Raw genomic sequence first — 13,251 nt, forward strand, 5'->3', positions numbered from 1 at the left:
CAGGATGCCGCAGCCCGGCGGACGAGGGAAGAGATTTTCTGATGAAGCATCAGATGTTCGGGGTCGGACGTTTCGCGACGCGACGGCGACGCCGAGGGGCGGCGACATCCCCTCGGCGGTGCACCGTTGACACCGGAGCAGGAGGGGAAGAAAGTGCCATGAGCCGAAGCAAGTGGTGAAGGAATCTTTCAGGGGGCTCCGTGATGGGCGAGGACGCGACAAGGCACCCCGCCGCGCCGGCGGTCTCCCGGCGCAGGCTCGGCGGCGGGATCCTGGCTCTCGGCGGCGCGCTGGTTCTCGGCTCCGTACCGGGAGCGGCCGCCGCGCACGACGACCCGGCGCCGGTCCGCCGTCCGGGTCCCACCGGCCACGGGCGCCCCACGCTGCGCCACGGCACCGCAGAGCAGGCCGGACTGCTCCGCGGGCATCTCGACCGGCTCGTCACGGACGCCGAGTCGTTCCTCGGCCCCTCCCCCGAGCATCCCTGGTACGCCGGCGCGGTCCTGCTCGCAGGCCGGGGCGGCGTCGTGGCGCTGCACCACGCGATCGGCATGGCGGTGCGTTATTCCGCGTACGACGAGAAGACCGGCGCCGGAGTGGAACTGCCCGAGGACCGCCGGATCGCGACGACCCCGGACACCGTCTACGACCTCGCCTCCGTCACCAAGCTCTTCACCTCCCTCCTGACCGTGCAGCAGATCGAGCGCGGGTCGCCGGCGCTGGAGACGAAGGTCGCCGACCTGCTGCCGGAGTTCGGCGCGGCCGGCAAACAGGACGTCACCGTGAGGCAGCTGCTCACCCATACCTCCGGCTTCCGGGCGTGGCTGCCGCTCCACAAGGAGCCCACCCGCGACGGCATGCTGCGGCTGCTCTGGAACGAGAAGCCGGTGAGCCGGCCCGGCAGTGCGTACCGCTACTCCGATCTGAACCTGATCACCCTGCAGTTGCTGCTGGAGCGGATCACCGGCCGGCCGCTGGACGCACTGCTCCACGACGAGATCACCGCTCCGCTCGGGATGCACCGGACGCGCTTCAACCCGCCTGCCTCCTGGCAGCCGGCCATCGCCGCCACCGAGGACGCCCGGCCGCCCTGGTCGGGTCTGGACCGGGGAATGGTCCGGGGCGAGGTGCACGACGAGAACGCGTACGCCTTCGGCGGAGTGGCGGGCCACGCCGGGGTCTTCTCCTGCGCCTGGGACCTCGCAGTGCTCGCCCGCACCCTGCTCAACGGCGGTTCGTACGGACGCGCCCGCATCCTGGAACCGGCCTCGGTGGACCTGATGTTCACCGATTTCAACACCGCGTTCCCGGGCGACGAGCACGGTCTGGGCTTCGAGCTCTACCAGCACTGGTACATGGGCGCCATGGCCACCCCGAGCACCGCGGGGCACACCGGCTTCACCGGGACCAGTCTGGTCCTCGACCCGAGCACGGACACCTTCCTCGTCCTCCTCGGCAACTCCGTGCACCCGGTGCGCAGCTGGCGCTCCGGCAGCGCCCCGCGCGTGGCGGTCGCCAACCGCCTCGCCCGTGCCGTGGCCGTACGCCCCGCGCACGGCCGCACCGCCTGGTTCTCCGGGATGGCCGACGTCACCACCGCGACACTCTCCCTTCCCGTGCTGGAGCCGTCGTCGCCGCATGCGCGGCTGCGCTGCTCGCTGTGGTGGGACACCGAGCCCGGCGCGGACACCCTGCGTCTGGAGGCGTCCACGGACGACGGGGCGACGTGGAGCCCGGTCCCCTTCACCACCGTGCGCAAGGGACAGTGCCCCGAGCCCCGTCCGACCGGTGTGGTGAGCGGCTGGTCGGGCCGGGTCTGGCACCGGCTGGAGGCGGATCTCGCCGCCTGGCGCGGCACCCCGCTGCGGCTGCGCTGGCGGTATGCGAGCGACCTGCGCTACACGGGGCGCGGCGCCTACGTGGACGGGATGCGGGTGCAGGACGGTGCGCACACGCTGTTCGACGAGGCCCGTCCGGAGGATGCGGCGCGGGTGGAGGCCGTCGGCTGGACGGCGTCGCAGGACTGACCCCCACACCTCGGCCCGGCCGGGAGCACCCGCCGCGCGCCGTCGGCCGGTCAGCGGCCCAGTACGGCCATCGCGGCGTTGTGGCCGGGGATGCCGCTGACACCACCGCCCCGGACGGCGCCCGCCCCGCAGAGGAGGACGTTCGGGTGAGCGGTCTCCACGCCCCAGCGGCCGGTGCCGGCGCTCTCGTCGGCGTAGGGGAAGGAGAGCTCCCGGTGGAAGATGTTGCCACCGGGCAGCCGCAGGTCGTGTTCCAGGTCCAGCGGAGTCTTCGCCTCGATGCAGGGCATGCCGTCGGCGTCCAGTGCCAGGCAGTCGGTGATCGGTTCCTCCAGGTGGGCGTCGAGCTCGGCGAGCGTCGCCTTGAGCAGGGTGTCCCGGGTGCCGTCGTTGTCGCAGGTGAAGAGGCGTGCCGGGGTGTGGAGTCCGAAGAGGGTGAGGGTGTGGCAGCCCTGCGCCACGAGCTCGGGCGAGAGGATCGTCGGGTCGGTCAGTGAATGGCAGTAGATCTCCGAGGGCGGGGATCCCGGCAGGCGTCCGGCGGAGGCGTCGCGGTGGGCGGCGGCCAGCTGCTCGTACCCTTCGGCGATGTGGAAGGTGCCGGAGAACGCCTCGTGCGGATCCACCGAGCGGTCGCGCAGCCTCGGCAGCCGGCGCAGCAGCATGTTGACCTTGAGCTGGGCGCCTTCCGCGGGGACTGCCGGGGGTGCGTCGTCGAGCAGCGCGGCCAGGGCCTGCGGCGAGGCGTTGACCAGCACCTTGCGGGCCGCGACGGCCCCTTCGCCGTGGTCCGTGCGGTAGGCCACCTCGGCGCGGTGTCCGTCGGTGTGGATCCGGATCACCTCGTGCCCGGTGACGATCTCCGCGCCCGCCGCGCGCGCCGCGTCGGCGAGGGCACCGGTGAGCGCGCCCATGCCGCCGACGGGGACGTCCCAGTCGCCGGTGCCGCCCCCGATGACGTGGTAGAGGAAGCAACGGTTCTGGGCGAGGGATGGGTCGTGGGCGTCGGCGAAGGTGCCGATCAGGGCGTCGGTCAGGACCACGCCGCGGACCAGGTCGTCGGTGAAGCGCTCCTCGATCGCCCGGCCGATGGGTTCCTCGAAGAGCATGCGCCAGGCGTCCTCGTCACCGATCCGCTCCCGCAGCGCCGAGCGCGTCGGCAGGGGTTCGGCGAGGGTGGGGAAGACCCGTTCCGCGACCTGCCGGGTCATCGCGTAGAACGCCTGCCACGCCTCGAATTCGCGGTCGCCGCCGGTGAGGGCGCGGAACGACGCTCGGGTGCGGTGTTCTCCCCCGCCCACCAGCAGCCCGGTGGCCCGGCCGTCCCGCATGACGGGCGTGTACGAGGAGACGGAGCGTTTGCGGACGGTGAAGCGCAGGCCCAGGTCGCGCACGATCTTCTGGGGGAGCAGGGACACCAAGTAGGAGTAGCGCGAGAGGCGTGCGTCGACTCCCGTGAAGGGGCGGGTGGAGACGGCGGCGCCGCCGGTGCGGTCCAGTCGCTCCAGTACCAGGACCGAGCGCCCTGCCCGGGCGAGGTAGGCGGCGGCGACCAGGCCGTTGTGGCCTCCGCCGACGATCACCGCGTCGTACACGTCCATCGCGAACTCAGCATGTGCGGTCATGGCTCTTCGTAACACGAGCCGCCCGGCTGCGGCGAGGGCGCGTCGTGCGCCAGTCGTCGGGGCGCCGGCCGCGCTCCGCGGCCGAGACGAGCCAGGGCCCGGTGGATCTGTTTCGGAGGGAGCTGCCAGCGCAGTCCGTCGGGGATGCCGCGCAGCAGCCGGCCCGTGGCGACGAGCCGGCGGGTGACGGTGTCCGGGGCGGGCGCGGGCTGCCCGTAGAGGCGGTGCGCGTAGGGGGGCAGGGCGTCGCGCGCCAGGGTCGTCGCATGCCGCCAGAGGAGCGCACGGGCGGGGACGAGCAGGGGCGGTACGGGTGGCCTGCCGAGGAAGGCGGCGACGTCATGGGCCTCCGGGCCCGCGGTGAGCTCGGGCCGTACCGCCTCGAAATAGGCGTCCAGTGCGGCCCGGTCGGCGGGCACGTCGGCGGGGTCGAGTCCGACGAGGCGGGCGCTGATGCGGTGTTCGTCGATGTAGCGGTCGGCCTGGGCTTCGGTGAGACGGATGCCGGAGCGGCGTCCGACGGTGAGGTAGGAGTCGACCTCTGCGCAGTGCACCCAGAGCAGCAGATCGGGTTCGTCGACGCCGAGTGCGCGGTGGATCCTGCGGACCCGGGCCCCGGCCTGCTCCGCTTCCTGCGTGGTGCCGTAGGTGATGGTGCCGACGAAGGCGGCGGTGCGCATCAGTCTGCCCCAGGCGTCCTGCCGGAACGAGGAGTTCTGGAAGACGCCGCGGACCGCACGGGGATGGAGGGCCTGGAGGTAGAGCGCGCGGACCCCCGCCACCCACATCATGGGGTCGCTGTGCAGCTGCCAGGTCACCGAGGCCGGGCCGAACAGCCCCGGGTCCGCATCCGCATCGCCCATGCCCGGCACCTGCGCCTCCCGACTGCCGTCGTGACCTGTCCGGCTTCGTGACCAGGAGGTCTGCCGCCACCCCGAGCAGGAAGGCCGTGTGGTGGCCCACACGTCCAGCCGGGTGGTGGTGCACACGTCCCGTCGTCACCAACGTACCGGGACACGGCCGTCTCCGGTCACCCGTCGGCCTCCACCTCTCGCTCGGTACGGCAGCAGATCACGTTGCGAGAGAGTCCGGGCCATCACCGGCGCCGCGGTCGTGGGTGCCGATGTGCACGGAAGCATCCCACGGGTGGCTCGGGCCGGTGCGTCCGCGAACGACCGGGGCGTCGGCGGATACCCCGTACGCCCCGCGGCCCGGGGCCGGACCCCGGCTGCTGATCACGTCCGGGCCCACCCCACCATCGGCTTGTCACGCTGACTCGACGTCAGCATCATTGAATGGCGGACGACATGCCTCGACCGAGCCGGAACCGTCCATGTTCCGGAGTCCTGCCCGGAAGGGCCGAGGCACGCGAACAGGGCGCCCATCGGGCTGTGTTACCGCAACAGCCGGTGTCGGCGCATCCTCCTGCAGGCCTACCCGGAACGGCCGCAAAGTGGGTCCATGTCAGCCCATGGAACGATTTTCGTCGCACCGGCCAACACATCTCCCTCACGCCGGCTCTTCCCCCACGGTCATCGACTTCAAGAAGGGATGCATCGTGGGCACACGACAAGCGGGCCGGGCGATTCTCGCCATCACGGTGGCGGGAGCGGTTCTGGTACCCGCTGTTCCGGCATTCGCGGCGGGCCCGCCCCAGACGGATCTCCGGGCGGACGTGAACCGTGACGGACAGGTCGACGTCTCCGGCACCACGGACACCGCCGGTGAGGACGGCTGGTCCACGGAACGGGGGGCGGTCTTCCTCCCCAACATCGACGACGACAGCAAGCGTTGCCCCGTCACGGGCCGCGGCGGCAGACCACTGTCCGACAAGGAGCTGGCCTCGTGCAACGACGCCGCCGACGCCAAGGTGAACGGTGGCGCCGATGCCGCCGACCTGGCGCGGGTACGGTCGGTGCCGATGACAGGCCTGGCCAATGACGCGACGGGCACGCTGTCGATCACCGCGGGCGCGAGGAACACCCGTGTCTTCGTCAAGCGCCCGGCGGGGTGGGTGCCGGTCTCGGCCGCAACCCGGCTGACGGCGGCCGAACTCCGCGCCGGTGTGGAGTTCGGTGTCGAGGCGACCGATGTGATCCGCGACAAGGCGCGCTGGGGCGGCCGGGCGGTGCTCCGGCTGACGGTGGCCTCCGGCGGGAAGACCACCTCGGACGAGGTGACCCTGCGGGTCGCGCCGCTGCTCACCCACCACCACGTCCAGAACGCCCAGCAGTTGATGGTCACCAAGGTGAGCGGCAGGGACGCGTACGCGCGGCGGCAGCACGCGTTCGTGAACGGCCTGGCCGACGAGGTCCGCAAGGCGGGCATCGGCAAGTTGCTGGTGACGTTCGACAAGTACGACGACATCTGGGCGCAGGACTTCGTCGAGCCGGGCTATGTGAGCATGGCGGCCCCAGGCGGCGGGCGGCACGCGATACGGGTCATGCTGCGCTCGGCGCAGATGGACCGCACGGCGGGCCGTGAGCTCTTCGAGAAGCTGCGTGGCAAGGGCGTCGGCGTCGTGCAGGTCACCGGGGCCCGTGACGACGAGGAGTGGACGCTCAACTCCATGGGGAACCTGGAGACCATTCCGCCGCACAGCCACGGCGGCCGGTCCTTCCCGGCCGGGCGCATCATCATGGGCGAGCGGAAGGACAACGGCTCCCGGCCCGCCCAGGTGATGCGTACGCTGCTCGGGTCACAGGGCCTTCAGGACCCGCTGCTGCTGGACACCTCGTGGCTGCACGTCGGGCATGTCGACGAGTTCGTCCAGTTCCTGCCGGCGGACACGCCACGGGGCTGGAAGATCGCTGTCGCGGACCCGGAGGCCGGCCTCCGGCTGCTCAAGGACGCCCAGCGCACCGGGCACGGTTCGGCGAGGATGTTCTCGCTGCCCCCGTCCGGGTCCCTGCCGGTCCCGAAGGAGACCATCGCCCAGGCTCTGGGGTCCCGCTGGCTGGTGGCCGACAACACCATGGCCGCGCAGCGCATCCGGGCCAATCTGGAGATCCTCAAGCGGGAGACCGGCGTCACCGATGCCGAGATCGTGCGGGTGCCGGCCCTCTACACCCGCGGCAGCGAGCACGGCGAGCGCGGTGACCAGGTGCCGCGGCTGACCAGGATGGGCGCCGACGTGCCCGACGTGGTGCGCGAGTACGGTCAGCAGAAGGGGCTCGCCCGGGACCGCTCGGGCCGGGCCGCCGGTCCTGCCGTCATGACCAGTGCCTATGTGCCGGGCGCGGTCAACGGCATCCTGCTCGGCCGGAACCGCTACCTGGCGCCGCGCCAGTGGGGTCCGGTCGTGGGCGGCAAGGACATCTTCACCGAGGCGGTGACGGCCGTGTACGTCCAGAGCGGGATGAAGGTGTCCTACATCGACGACTGGTACACCTACCACCTCGGCATGGGAGAGATCCACTGCGGGACCAACACGCTGCGCGACACGGCAGCGGCCTGGTGGAGGTCCTGACGGAGGGGCACAGGCCTGGGCGCCGGGGCGCCGGTCCGCGACTGCGGGCTGGCGCCGCCGTGTTCACGGCTCCGGCCCCCTCCCGTACCGCGCAGCGGGTCGGGGCAAGGTCCAGAACACCCTTGTGACGAGGTAGAAGACTGCGGGTCGATGCGATCCGGAGAAGGTGGCCGGCCAAGTGCTGCACGTCGTGCAAAAGGCTACTGCTCGCAGTTCGGTCGACGCTTCTGCTGCCCGGCGGGTGGCCTTCGTGCGGTCCGCGGTGCCCCGGCGTCGGCTGGAGGACGTGGTCCGGAACGCCGGACCCCTCGGCGGGGCCCGGCCGCGGGCTCACTTCGCGAGTGGCTGGGTGAAGCGGAGCAGGTTGCCGGCGGGGTCACGGAACGCGCAGTCGCGGACGCCGTAGGGCTGGTCCATGGGCTCCTGCAGTACCTCTCCGCCCGCGCCGCTGATGCGCTCGAAGGCGGCGTCGCAGTCGTCGGTCGCGAAGATGACGCCGCGCAGCAGGCCCTTGGCCATCAGTTCCGCCATGGCCTGCTTGTCGGACGGCGAGACGTTCGGGTCGGCGGCGGGCGGTTCCAGGACGATGTTCACGTCCGGCTGCGAGGGCGACCCGACGGTCACCCAGCGCATGCCCTCGAACCCCACGTCGTTGCGTACCTCGAGGCCGAGCACATCGCGGTAGAAGGCGATCGCCTTGTCGTGGTCGTCGACGGCGATGAAGCATTGGGAAAGCCTGATGTCCATGCCGCTCACGCTACGGCCGAGACGCAGGGCGCGCTTCTCCATTCCTGACCGGCCGTGTGTGGATCTTGGCCATGCACGCCGGAATGGCGGCGCCATGGTCATGGCTCCGGGACCGGTAGGCGCTCGGGCTCTCGCCGACCAGCTCGGTGAAGCGGGAGCTGAACGACCCCAGAGAGGTACACCCGACCGCGAAGCAGACCTCGGTCACCGTGAGGTCGCCTCGCCGCAGCAGCGCTTTGGCCCGCTCGATGCGGCGCGTCATCAGGTAGCTGTACGGCGTCTCGCCGAAAGCGGCGCGGAAGCTGCGGGAGAAATGCCCCGGCGACATCAGGGCGCCGCGCGCCAGCGCGGGAACGTCGAGCGGCTCGGCGTAGTCGCGGTCCATCCGGTCGCGGGCCCGCCGCAGCCGGACGAGGTCGTCGAGGTCCTGCCGTCCCATCCGGTCAGTCTCCCACAGCACCGTGGGCCGGTGCCGGGGAGGAGGCGGGCTCGGCGGACCGCTGCGCAATGCCGCAGGGCCGCGCAGGTGGCCGGGCCCGCAGCCGGGCGGCCTCGGCAGTCGCTGCATCGACCTGGCGGCGATCCGCCGGGCGTGGCGGCTCGGGCCCCGGGTACGTACGGCGGCACGACGCCGTACCAACCGACAACGAGCGACCGGATCGATCAGGAATGGAGAAGCGTCGGTCACCGAGGCGTACCTAGTGTGACGGCCATGGACATCACCATTCACTGGACCTTCCTCCCCCATCACGACCCGGAGGCCTCCCTGGCCTTCTACCGCGACCTCCTCGGCTTCGAGGTCCGCAAGGACGTCGGTTACGACGGCAGGCGCTGGATCACGGTCGGCCCCGCCGGCCGGCCGGACACGTCCATCGTCCTGGAGCCGCCGGCCGCCGATCCCGGTGTCACCGACGACGAGCGACGCACCGTCGCCGAGATGATGGCCAAAGGCACCTACGCCCGCATCACCCTGGCCACCACGGACCTCGACGGCGTCTTCGCGCGGCTCCGGACGGGCGGCGCCGAGATCGTCCAGGAGCCGGCCGAGCAGCCGTACGGGATCCGCGACTGCGCCTTCCGCGATCCCGCGGGCAATCTGATCCGCTTCAACGAGCTGCGCTGAGCTTCCGGCGGTCACGGCCACGACCTGCATGCACGGCACCGAGGAGGCGGCCGCGCACAACACGGGTGGCGGCCACCCGGATCCACACCTCACCGGCCCCGCCGCCAACGTCCCCGGGCTTCTTCACGCTCCTGTGCATGCAGCTCGGCGTGCCGGGGCGGCATGCACAGGGGCGGGGCGATCGGTCGGGCCAGCCGGACTCGGCCCCCGTGGGTCGGCCACCCCGTACGCTGGTCCCGCATCCCCGGCGCATCCCGGCTGGGATGCGAGTGATCGGAGTGCCCGGCGGCGAGCCGCTGTGCACAGCCGCCGGTCGTGGCCGGATGCCTCGGCAGGGGAGTGCCGTGTGGTGGGGCAGGGGATGCCAGGGGCCGAGGCGGTGTGGATGCGGTGGCTGCGCTGCCGGTTGCGTCCCGGTCGGCGTGATCCGGACGGCCACCGCAGCACACCGGCCGGCACCGCGGATCACGGCCGGGCAGCGCAACGGCGGCGGCCCGCCGCGCCGACGGAGGAGAACAAGCCCGGCGGAGGAGAACAAGACGTACCGCTCGATGCCGGCCGGATCGGGCGAGGCGGCGCAGACGGAGACCGCGAAAGCGCACCGCGCGACAAGATGGAGACACGATGGGCATGGCCGAGAAGACGGATACGCAGTCGCCTGCGCTGCACGCTGCCGACAGCCACGATCTGATCCGTGTGCACGGTGCGCGCGAGAACAACCTCAAGGACATCAGCATCGAGATCCCGAAACGCCGGCTGACGGTGTTCACCGGTGTGTCCGGCTCGGGCAAGAGCTCATTGGTGTTCGACACGATCGCCGCGGAGTCGCAGCGGCTGATCAACGAGACCTACAGCGCCTTCGTCCAGGGCTTCATGCCGACCCCGGCCCGGCCCGAGGTCGACGTGCTCGACGGCCTGACGACGGCGATCAGCGTCGACCAGCAGCGGATGGGCGGCGACCCCCGCTCCACGGTCGGCACCGCCACCGACGCCAACGCGATGCTGCGCATCCTCTTCAGCCGGCTCGGGGAGCCGCACATCGGCCCGCCCAGTGCCTACTCCTTCAACACGGCCACGGTCCGGGCGAGCGGTGCGATCACCGTCGAGCGCGGCGCCAGGACCAAGGCCGAGAAGGCGACGTTCACCCGCACCGGCGGCATGTGCACGCACTGCGAAGGCCGGGGCAAGGTCTCCGACATCGACCTCACCCAGCTCTACGACGACTCCAAGTCGATCTCCGACGGGGCCTTCACCATTCCCGGCTGGAAGTCGGACAACGTGTGGACCGTGGGGATCTACGCCGAGTCGGGATTCCTCGACCCGCACAAGCCGATCCGCGAGTTCACCAAGAAGGAGATGCACGACTTCCTTTACCGCGAGCCGACCAAGGTGAAGGTGAACGGCGTCAACCTCACCTACGAAGGGCTGATCCCGAAGATCCAGAAGTCGTTCCTGTCCAAGGACAAGGAGGCGATGCAGCCGCACATCCGGGCGTTCGTGGAGCGGGCCGTCACCTTCACCACCTGCCCCGAGTGCGACGGCACCCGGCTCAGCGAGGGGGCCCGGTCGTCGAAGGTCAAGGGCATCAGCATCGCCGACGCGTGCGCGATGGAGATCCGCGACCTGGCCGAGTGGGTCCGCGGACTCGACGATCCCTCGGTGGCGCCGCTGCTCACCGCGCTGCAGGGCACCCTCGACTCGTTCACGGAGATCGGCCTCGGTTACCTCTCGCTCGACCGGCCGGCGGGCACACTGTCCGGCGGTGAGGCGCAGCGCGTCAGGATGATCCGCCACCTCGGTTCCTCGCTCACCGACGTCACCTACGTCTTCGACGAGCCGACCATCGGTCTGCACCCGCACGACATCCAGCGGATGAACGACCTTCTGCTGCGCCTCCGGGACAAGGGCAACACGGTGCTCGTCGTGGAGCACAAGCCGGAGGCGATCGCGATCGCCGACCACGTCGTGGACCTCGGACCGGGTGCCGGTACGGAGGGCGGCACCGTCTGCTTCGAGGGCACCGTCGAGGGGCTGCGGGCCAGCGACACCGTCACCGGCCGCCATCTCGACGACCGGGCCGTGCTCAAGGAATCGGTGCGCACGCCGAGCGGCGCGCTGCGGATCCGCGGCGCCACGGCGAACAACCTCCAGGGCGTCGACGTCGACGTCCCGCTCGGGGTGCTCTGCGTGGTCACCGGCGTCGCCGGCTCCGGCAAGAGCTCGCTGGTACACGGGTCGGTCCCCGCCGACGAGGGTGTGGTGTCGGTCGACCAGAGCGCGATCCGCGGCTCCCGGCGGAGCAATCCGGCGACCTACACCGGACTGCTCGAGCCGATCCGCAAGGCGTTCGCCAAGGCCAACGGCGTGAAGCCGGCGCTGTTCAGTGCCAACTCCGAGGGTGCCTGCCCCACTTGCAACGGCGCCGGCGTGATCTACACCGACCTGGCGATGATGGCCGGCGTCGCCACCACCTGCGAGGACTGCGAGGGGAAGCGGTTCCAGGCCTCGGTGCTGGAGTACCACCTCGGCGGCTACGACATCAGCCAGGTGCTCGCGATGTCGGTGACCGAGGCCGAGGAGTTCTTCGGCGCCGGTGAGGCGCGCACGCCGGCCGCGCACAAGATCCTCGAGCGGCTCGGCGATGTCGGACTCGGCTACCTCACCCTCGGCCAGCCGCTCACCACGCTGTCCGGCGGCGAGCGCCAGCGGCTCAAGCTGGCCACCCACATGGCGGAGAAGGGCGGCGTGTACGTGCTCGACGAGCCGACCACCGGCCTCCACCTCGCCGATGTCGAGCAGCTGCTCGCACTGCTCGACCGGCTCGTCGACTCCGGCAAGTCGGTCATCGTCATCGAGCACCACCAGGCGGTCATGGCACATGCGGACTGGATCATCGACCTCGGTCCCGGTGCCGGACACGACGGCGGCAGGATCGTCTTCGAGGGCACACCTGCCGACCTCGTGGCCGCCCGCTCCACCCTCACCGGCGAGCACCTCGCGGCCTATGTCGGCGGCTGACCGAGACCCTCGCGGTGCCGGGGTGACGTCGGCGAGCCGGCAACCGACCTGCGGGTGATGCGGAAGGGGAACCCCGGGCCTCCGTCAGGTGTCGGTCCGGGAGTTCTCCCACCGGGTGAGGGACGGCGGGTGGAGGCGTGGTCGGACGGTCCGGGCCGAGGGAGCGCTCCATGCCGTCGGCGACGGCGGTCGTCCCGTCCGCCGCCGCGGCCTTGTCCCGGCCGGTCTTGTAGCCGGTGCCACAACGGCCCTCCAGGGCCGAGGGATCGGGCCCGGGCCTCACTCGGTCCCGTGAGGGTCGCCTCTGCCGGCCCGGAGGCGCTCGCGCTGCGGCGTCACCACGTATGCCGGGTCCTGAGCGGACGCCATGCCCGCGGCGAAGATCCCGAACCGGGTGCACAGTCCCGCCGCCAGGTACGACGCTCCCGCCAGGACCTGGGCCGCCCGGCGACCGGGGAGAAGCGACAGCCCGGCCCCGGCCGCGGCCAGTGCCTTGCTCAGGGTCAGCAGCCGGCCGGAACGGTCCGTCACGTAGGGCTCACCGACCAGCCCGAGCCGCCGCTCGATGCGGCGCATCGCCGCGAGTTCCATGACCGTGCCGAAGAGGCCCATCCGGGTCGGCGGCCCGTGGTCCGCGCCGGGTGTGCAGAGCAGCAGCGCACCCGCGGCGCTGGTCAGCGCACTGCCGGCGAACACGTACGGCAGTTCCGCATACGCCTCGTGCCACGCCGGTACCGCGGTGTCGGAGAGGAGCACCGCGGTGTAGGTGCACATCGCCGGCCCGAGCACACCCGAGCCGAGTCCGGCGAGCCGGCCGAGCCGCGGAAGCCGTCCGGTGGCCTGTGAGGCGGCCGAGGCGGTGGCGAGCGCGGAGAACGGTGCGAGGATCCAGGAACCCACCGACAGCGGGGAGGTGGGCTTGAGGACGCGCAGCATGTGCGTGAAGCGTTCGGGGCGGCCGAGGTCGTGGACCAGGGCGGCCACGCCCGCCGCCGACGCGGCGGCGGCGATCCACCGGCCTGCCGCTGCCGGCTCCCGGCGCCCGGTCAGCTCGGCCACCGCCGCCATGGCCGCCGACGCACCGGCCGTGCCTCCCAGGAACAGGTATGCGGGCACGTCCGGCACCTTCCAGGTGGGACGTTTGAGGATCGGTCGGCCGTAGTACGACCGGAATTCCGCGCGTGGAACCGGGGGCCGCTGCTGCTCACTTCTCCCCGTCACGGCTGCCTCCTTCCGTTGCCC

9 protein-coding genes are annotated in these 13,251 nt (G+C 71.6%); 4 read left to right on the plus strand and 5 right to left on the minus strand.

Annotated features, from left to right (window positions below; all coding sequences use genetic code 11):
- Window positions 1–203 precede the first annotated feature (203 nt).
- Window positions 204–2,027, plus strand: a complete 1,824-nt coding sequence (locus ACZ4Z5_RS07615) for a serine hydrolase domain-containing protein (protein WP_468258102.1) — start codon at window positions 204–206, stop codon at window positions 2,025–2,027.
- Between the two features lie 50 nt (window positions 2,028–2,077).
- Here the strand turns inward: ACZ4Z5_RS07615 and ACZ4Z5_RS07620 are convergent, their stop codons facing one another.
- The gene (locus tag ACZ4Z5_RS07620; RefSeq protein ID WP_468258105.1) at window positions 2,078–3,652 is read right to left on the minus strand and encodes a phytoene desaturase family protein; all 1,575 of its coding nucleotides are present in this window, start codon (window positions 3,650–3,652) and stop codon (window positions 2,078–2,080) included.
- Window positions 3,649–4,515 (minus strand): oxygenase MpaB family protein, encoded by an 867-nt coding sequence (locus ACZ4Z5_RS07625; protein WP_468258108.1) that lies wholly within the window; start codon window positions 4,513–4,515, stop codon window positions 3,649–3,651. Before ACZ4Z5_RS07625 ends, ACZ4Z5_RS07620 begins: the two co-directional genes overlap by 4 nt.
- 695 nt (window positions 4,516–5,210) lie before the next feature.
- Here ACZ4Z5_RS07625 and ACZ4Z5_RS07630 point away from each other — a divergent pair.
- Complete coding sequence (locus tag ACZ4Z5_RS07630; protein ID WP_468258111.1) at window positions 5,211–7,121, plus strand: protein-arginine deiminase domain-containing protein; 1,911 nt, start codon at window positions 5,211–5,213, stop codon at window positions 7,119–7,121.
- Window positions 7,122–7,451: 330 nt separating this feature from the next.
- Here the strand turns inward: ACZ4Z5_RS07630 and ACZ4Z5_RS07635 are convergent, their stop codons facing one another.
- Both ACZ4Z5_RS07635 and ACZ4Z5_RS07640 read right to left on the minus strand, forming a co-directional pair.
- A complete protein-coding gene (locus tag ACZ4Z5_RS07635) occupies window positions 7,452–7,868 on the minus strand; it encodes a VOC family protein (RefSeq protein ID WP_468258113.1) in 417 nt (138 codons plus the stop codon).
- Window positions 7,869–7,878: 10 nt separating this feature from the next.
- Window positions 7,879–8,307: a helix-turn-helix transcriptional regulator gene (locus tag ACZ4Z5_RS07640; RefSeq protein WP_468258116.1), complete on the minus strand. Its 429-nt coding sequence runs from the start codon at window positions 8,305–8,307 to the stop codon at window positions 7,879–7,881.
- A gap of 273 nt (window positions 8,308–8,580) precedes the next feature.
- Here ACZ4Z5_RS07640 and ACZ4Z5_RS07645 point away from each other — a divergent pair, with 273 nt between their 5' ends.
- Both ACZ4Z5_RS07645 and ACZ4Z5_RS07650 read left to right on the plus strand, forming a co-directional pair.
- Window positions 8,581–8,991, plus strand: coding sequence for a VOC family protein (locus ACZ4Z5_RS07645; protein ID WP_468258119.1), 411 nt, complete (start codon window positions 8,581–8,583; stop codon window positions 8,989–8,991).
- Window positions 8,992–9,615: 624 nt separating this feature from the next.
- Window positions 9,616–12,009: an ATP-binding cassette domain-containing protein gene (locus tag ACZ4Z5_RS07650; RefSeq protein WP_468258122.1), complete on the plus strand. Its 2,394-nt coding sequence runs from the start codon at window positions 9,616–9,618 to the stop codon at window positions 12,007–12,009.
- Window positions 12,010–12,288: 279 nt separating this feature from the next.
- Here the strand turns inward: ACZ4Z5_RS07650 and nrfD are convergent, their stop codons facing one another.
- The gene (nrfD, locus tag ACZ4Z5_RS07655; protein ID WP_468258125.1) at window positions 12,289–13,230 is read right to left on the minus strand and encodes an NrfD/PsrC family molybdoenzyme membrane anchor subunit; all 942 of its coding nucleotides are present in this window, start codon (window positions 13,228–13,230) and stop codon (window positions 12,289–12,291) included.
- Between the last annotated feature and the right edge of the window lie 21 nt (window positions 13,231–13,251).

This window comes from Streptomyces sp. NPDC030222 (genome assembly GCF_055573115.1).

Excerpts from the sequence above, each read along its gene's own strand:
- ACZ4Z5_RS07625 (WP_468258108.1), bottom strand. The coding sequence starts at position 4,515 with ATGGGCGATGCGGATGCGGACCCGGGGCTGTTCGGCCCGGCCTCGGTG.
- ACZ4Z5_RS07620 (WP_468258105.1), bottom strand. The coding sequence starts at position 3,652 with ATGACCGCACATGCTGAGTTCGCGATGGACGTGTACGACGCGGTGATC.
- ACZ4Z5_RS07645 (WP_468258119.1), top strand. The coding sequence starts at position 8,581 with ATGGACATCACCATTCACTGGACCTTCCTCCCCCATCACGACCCGGAG.
- ACZ4Z5_RS07640 (WP_468258116.1), bottom strand. The coding sequence starts at position 8,307 with ATGGGACGGCAGGACCTCGACGACCTCGTCCGGCTGCGGCGGGCCCGC.
- ACZ4Z5_RS07650 (WP_468258122.1), top strand. The coding sequence starts at position 9,616 with ATGGGCATGGCCGAGAAGACGGATACGCAGTCGCCTGCGCTGCACGCT.
- ACZ4Z5_RS07635 (WP_468258113.1), bottom strand. The coding sequence starts at position 7,868 with ATGGACATCAGGCTTTCCCAATGCTTCATCGCCGTCGACGACCACGAC.
- ACZ4Z5_RS07615 (WP_468258102.1), top strand. The coding sequence starts at position 204 with ATGGGCGAGGACGCGACAAGGCACCCCGCCGCGCCGGCGGTCTCCCGG.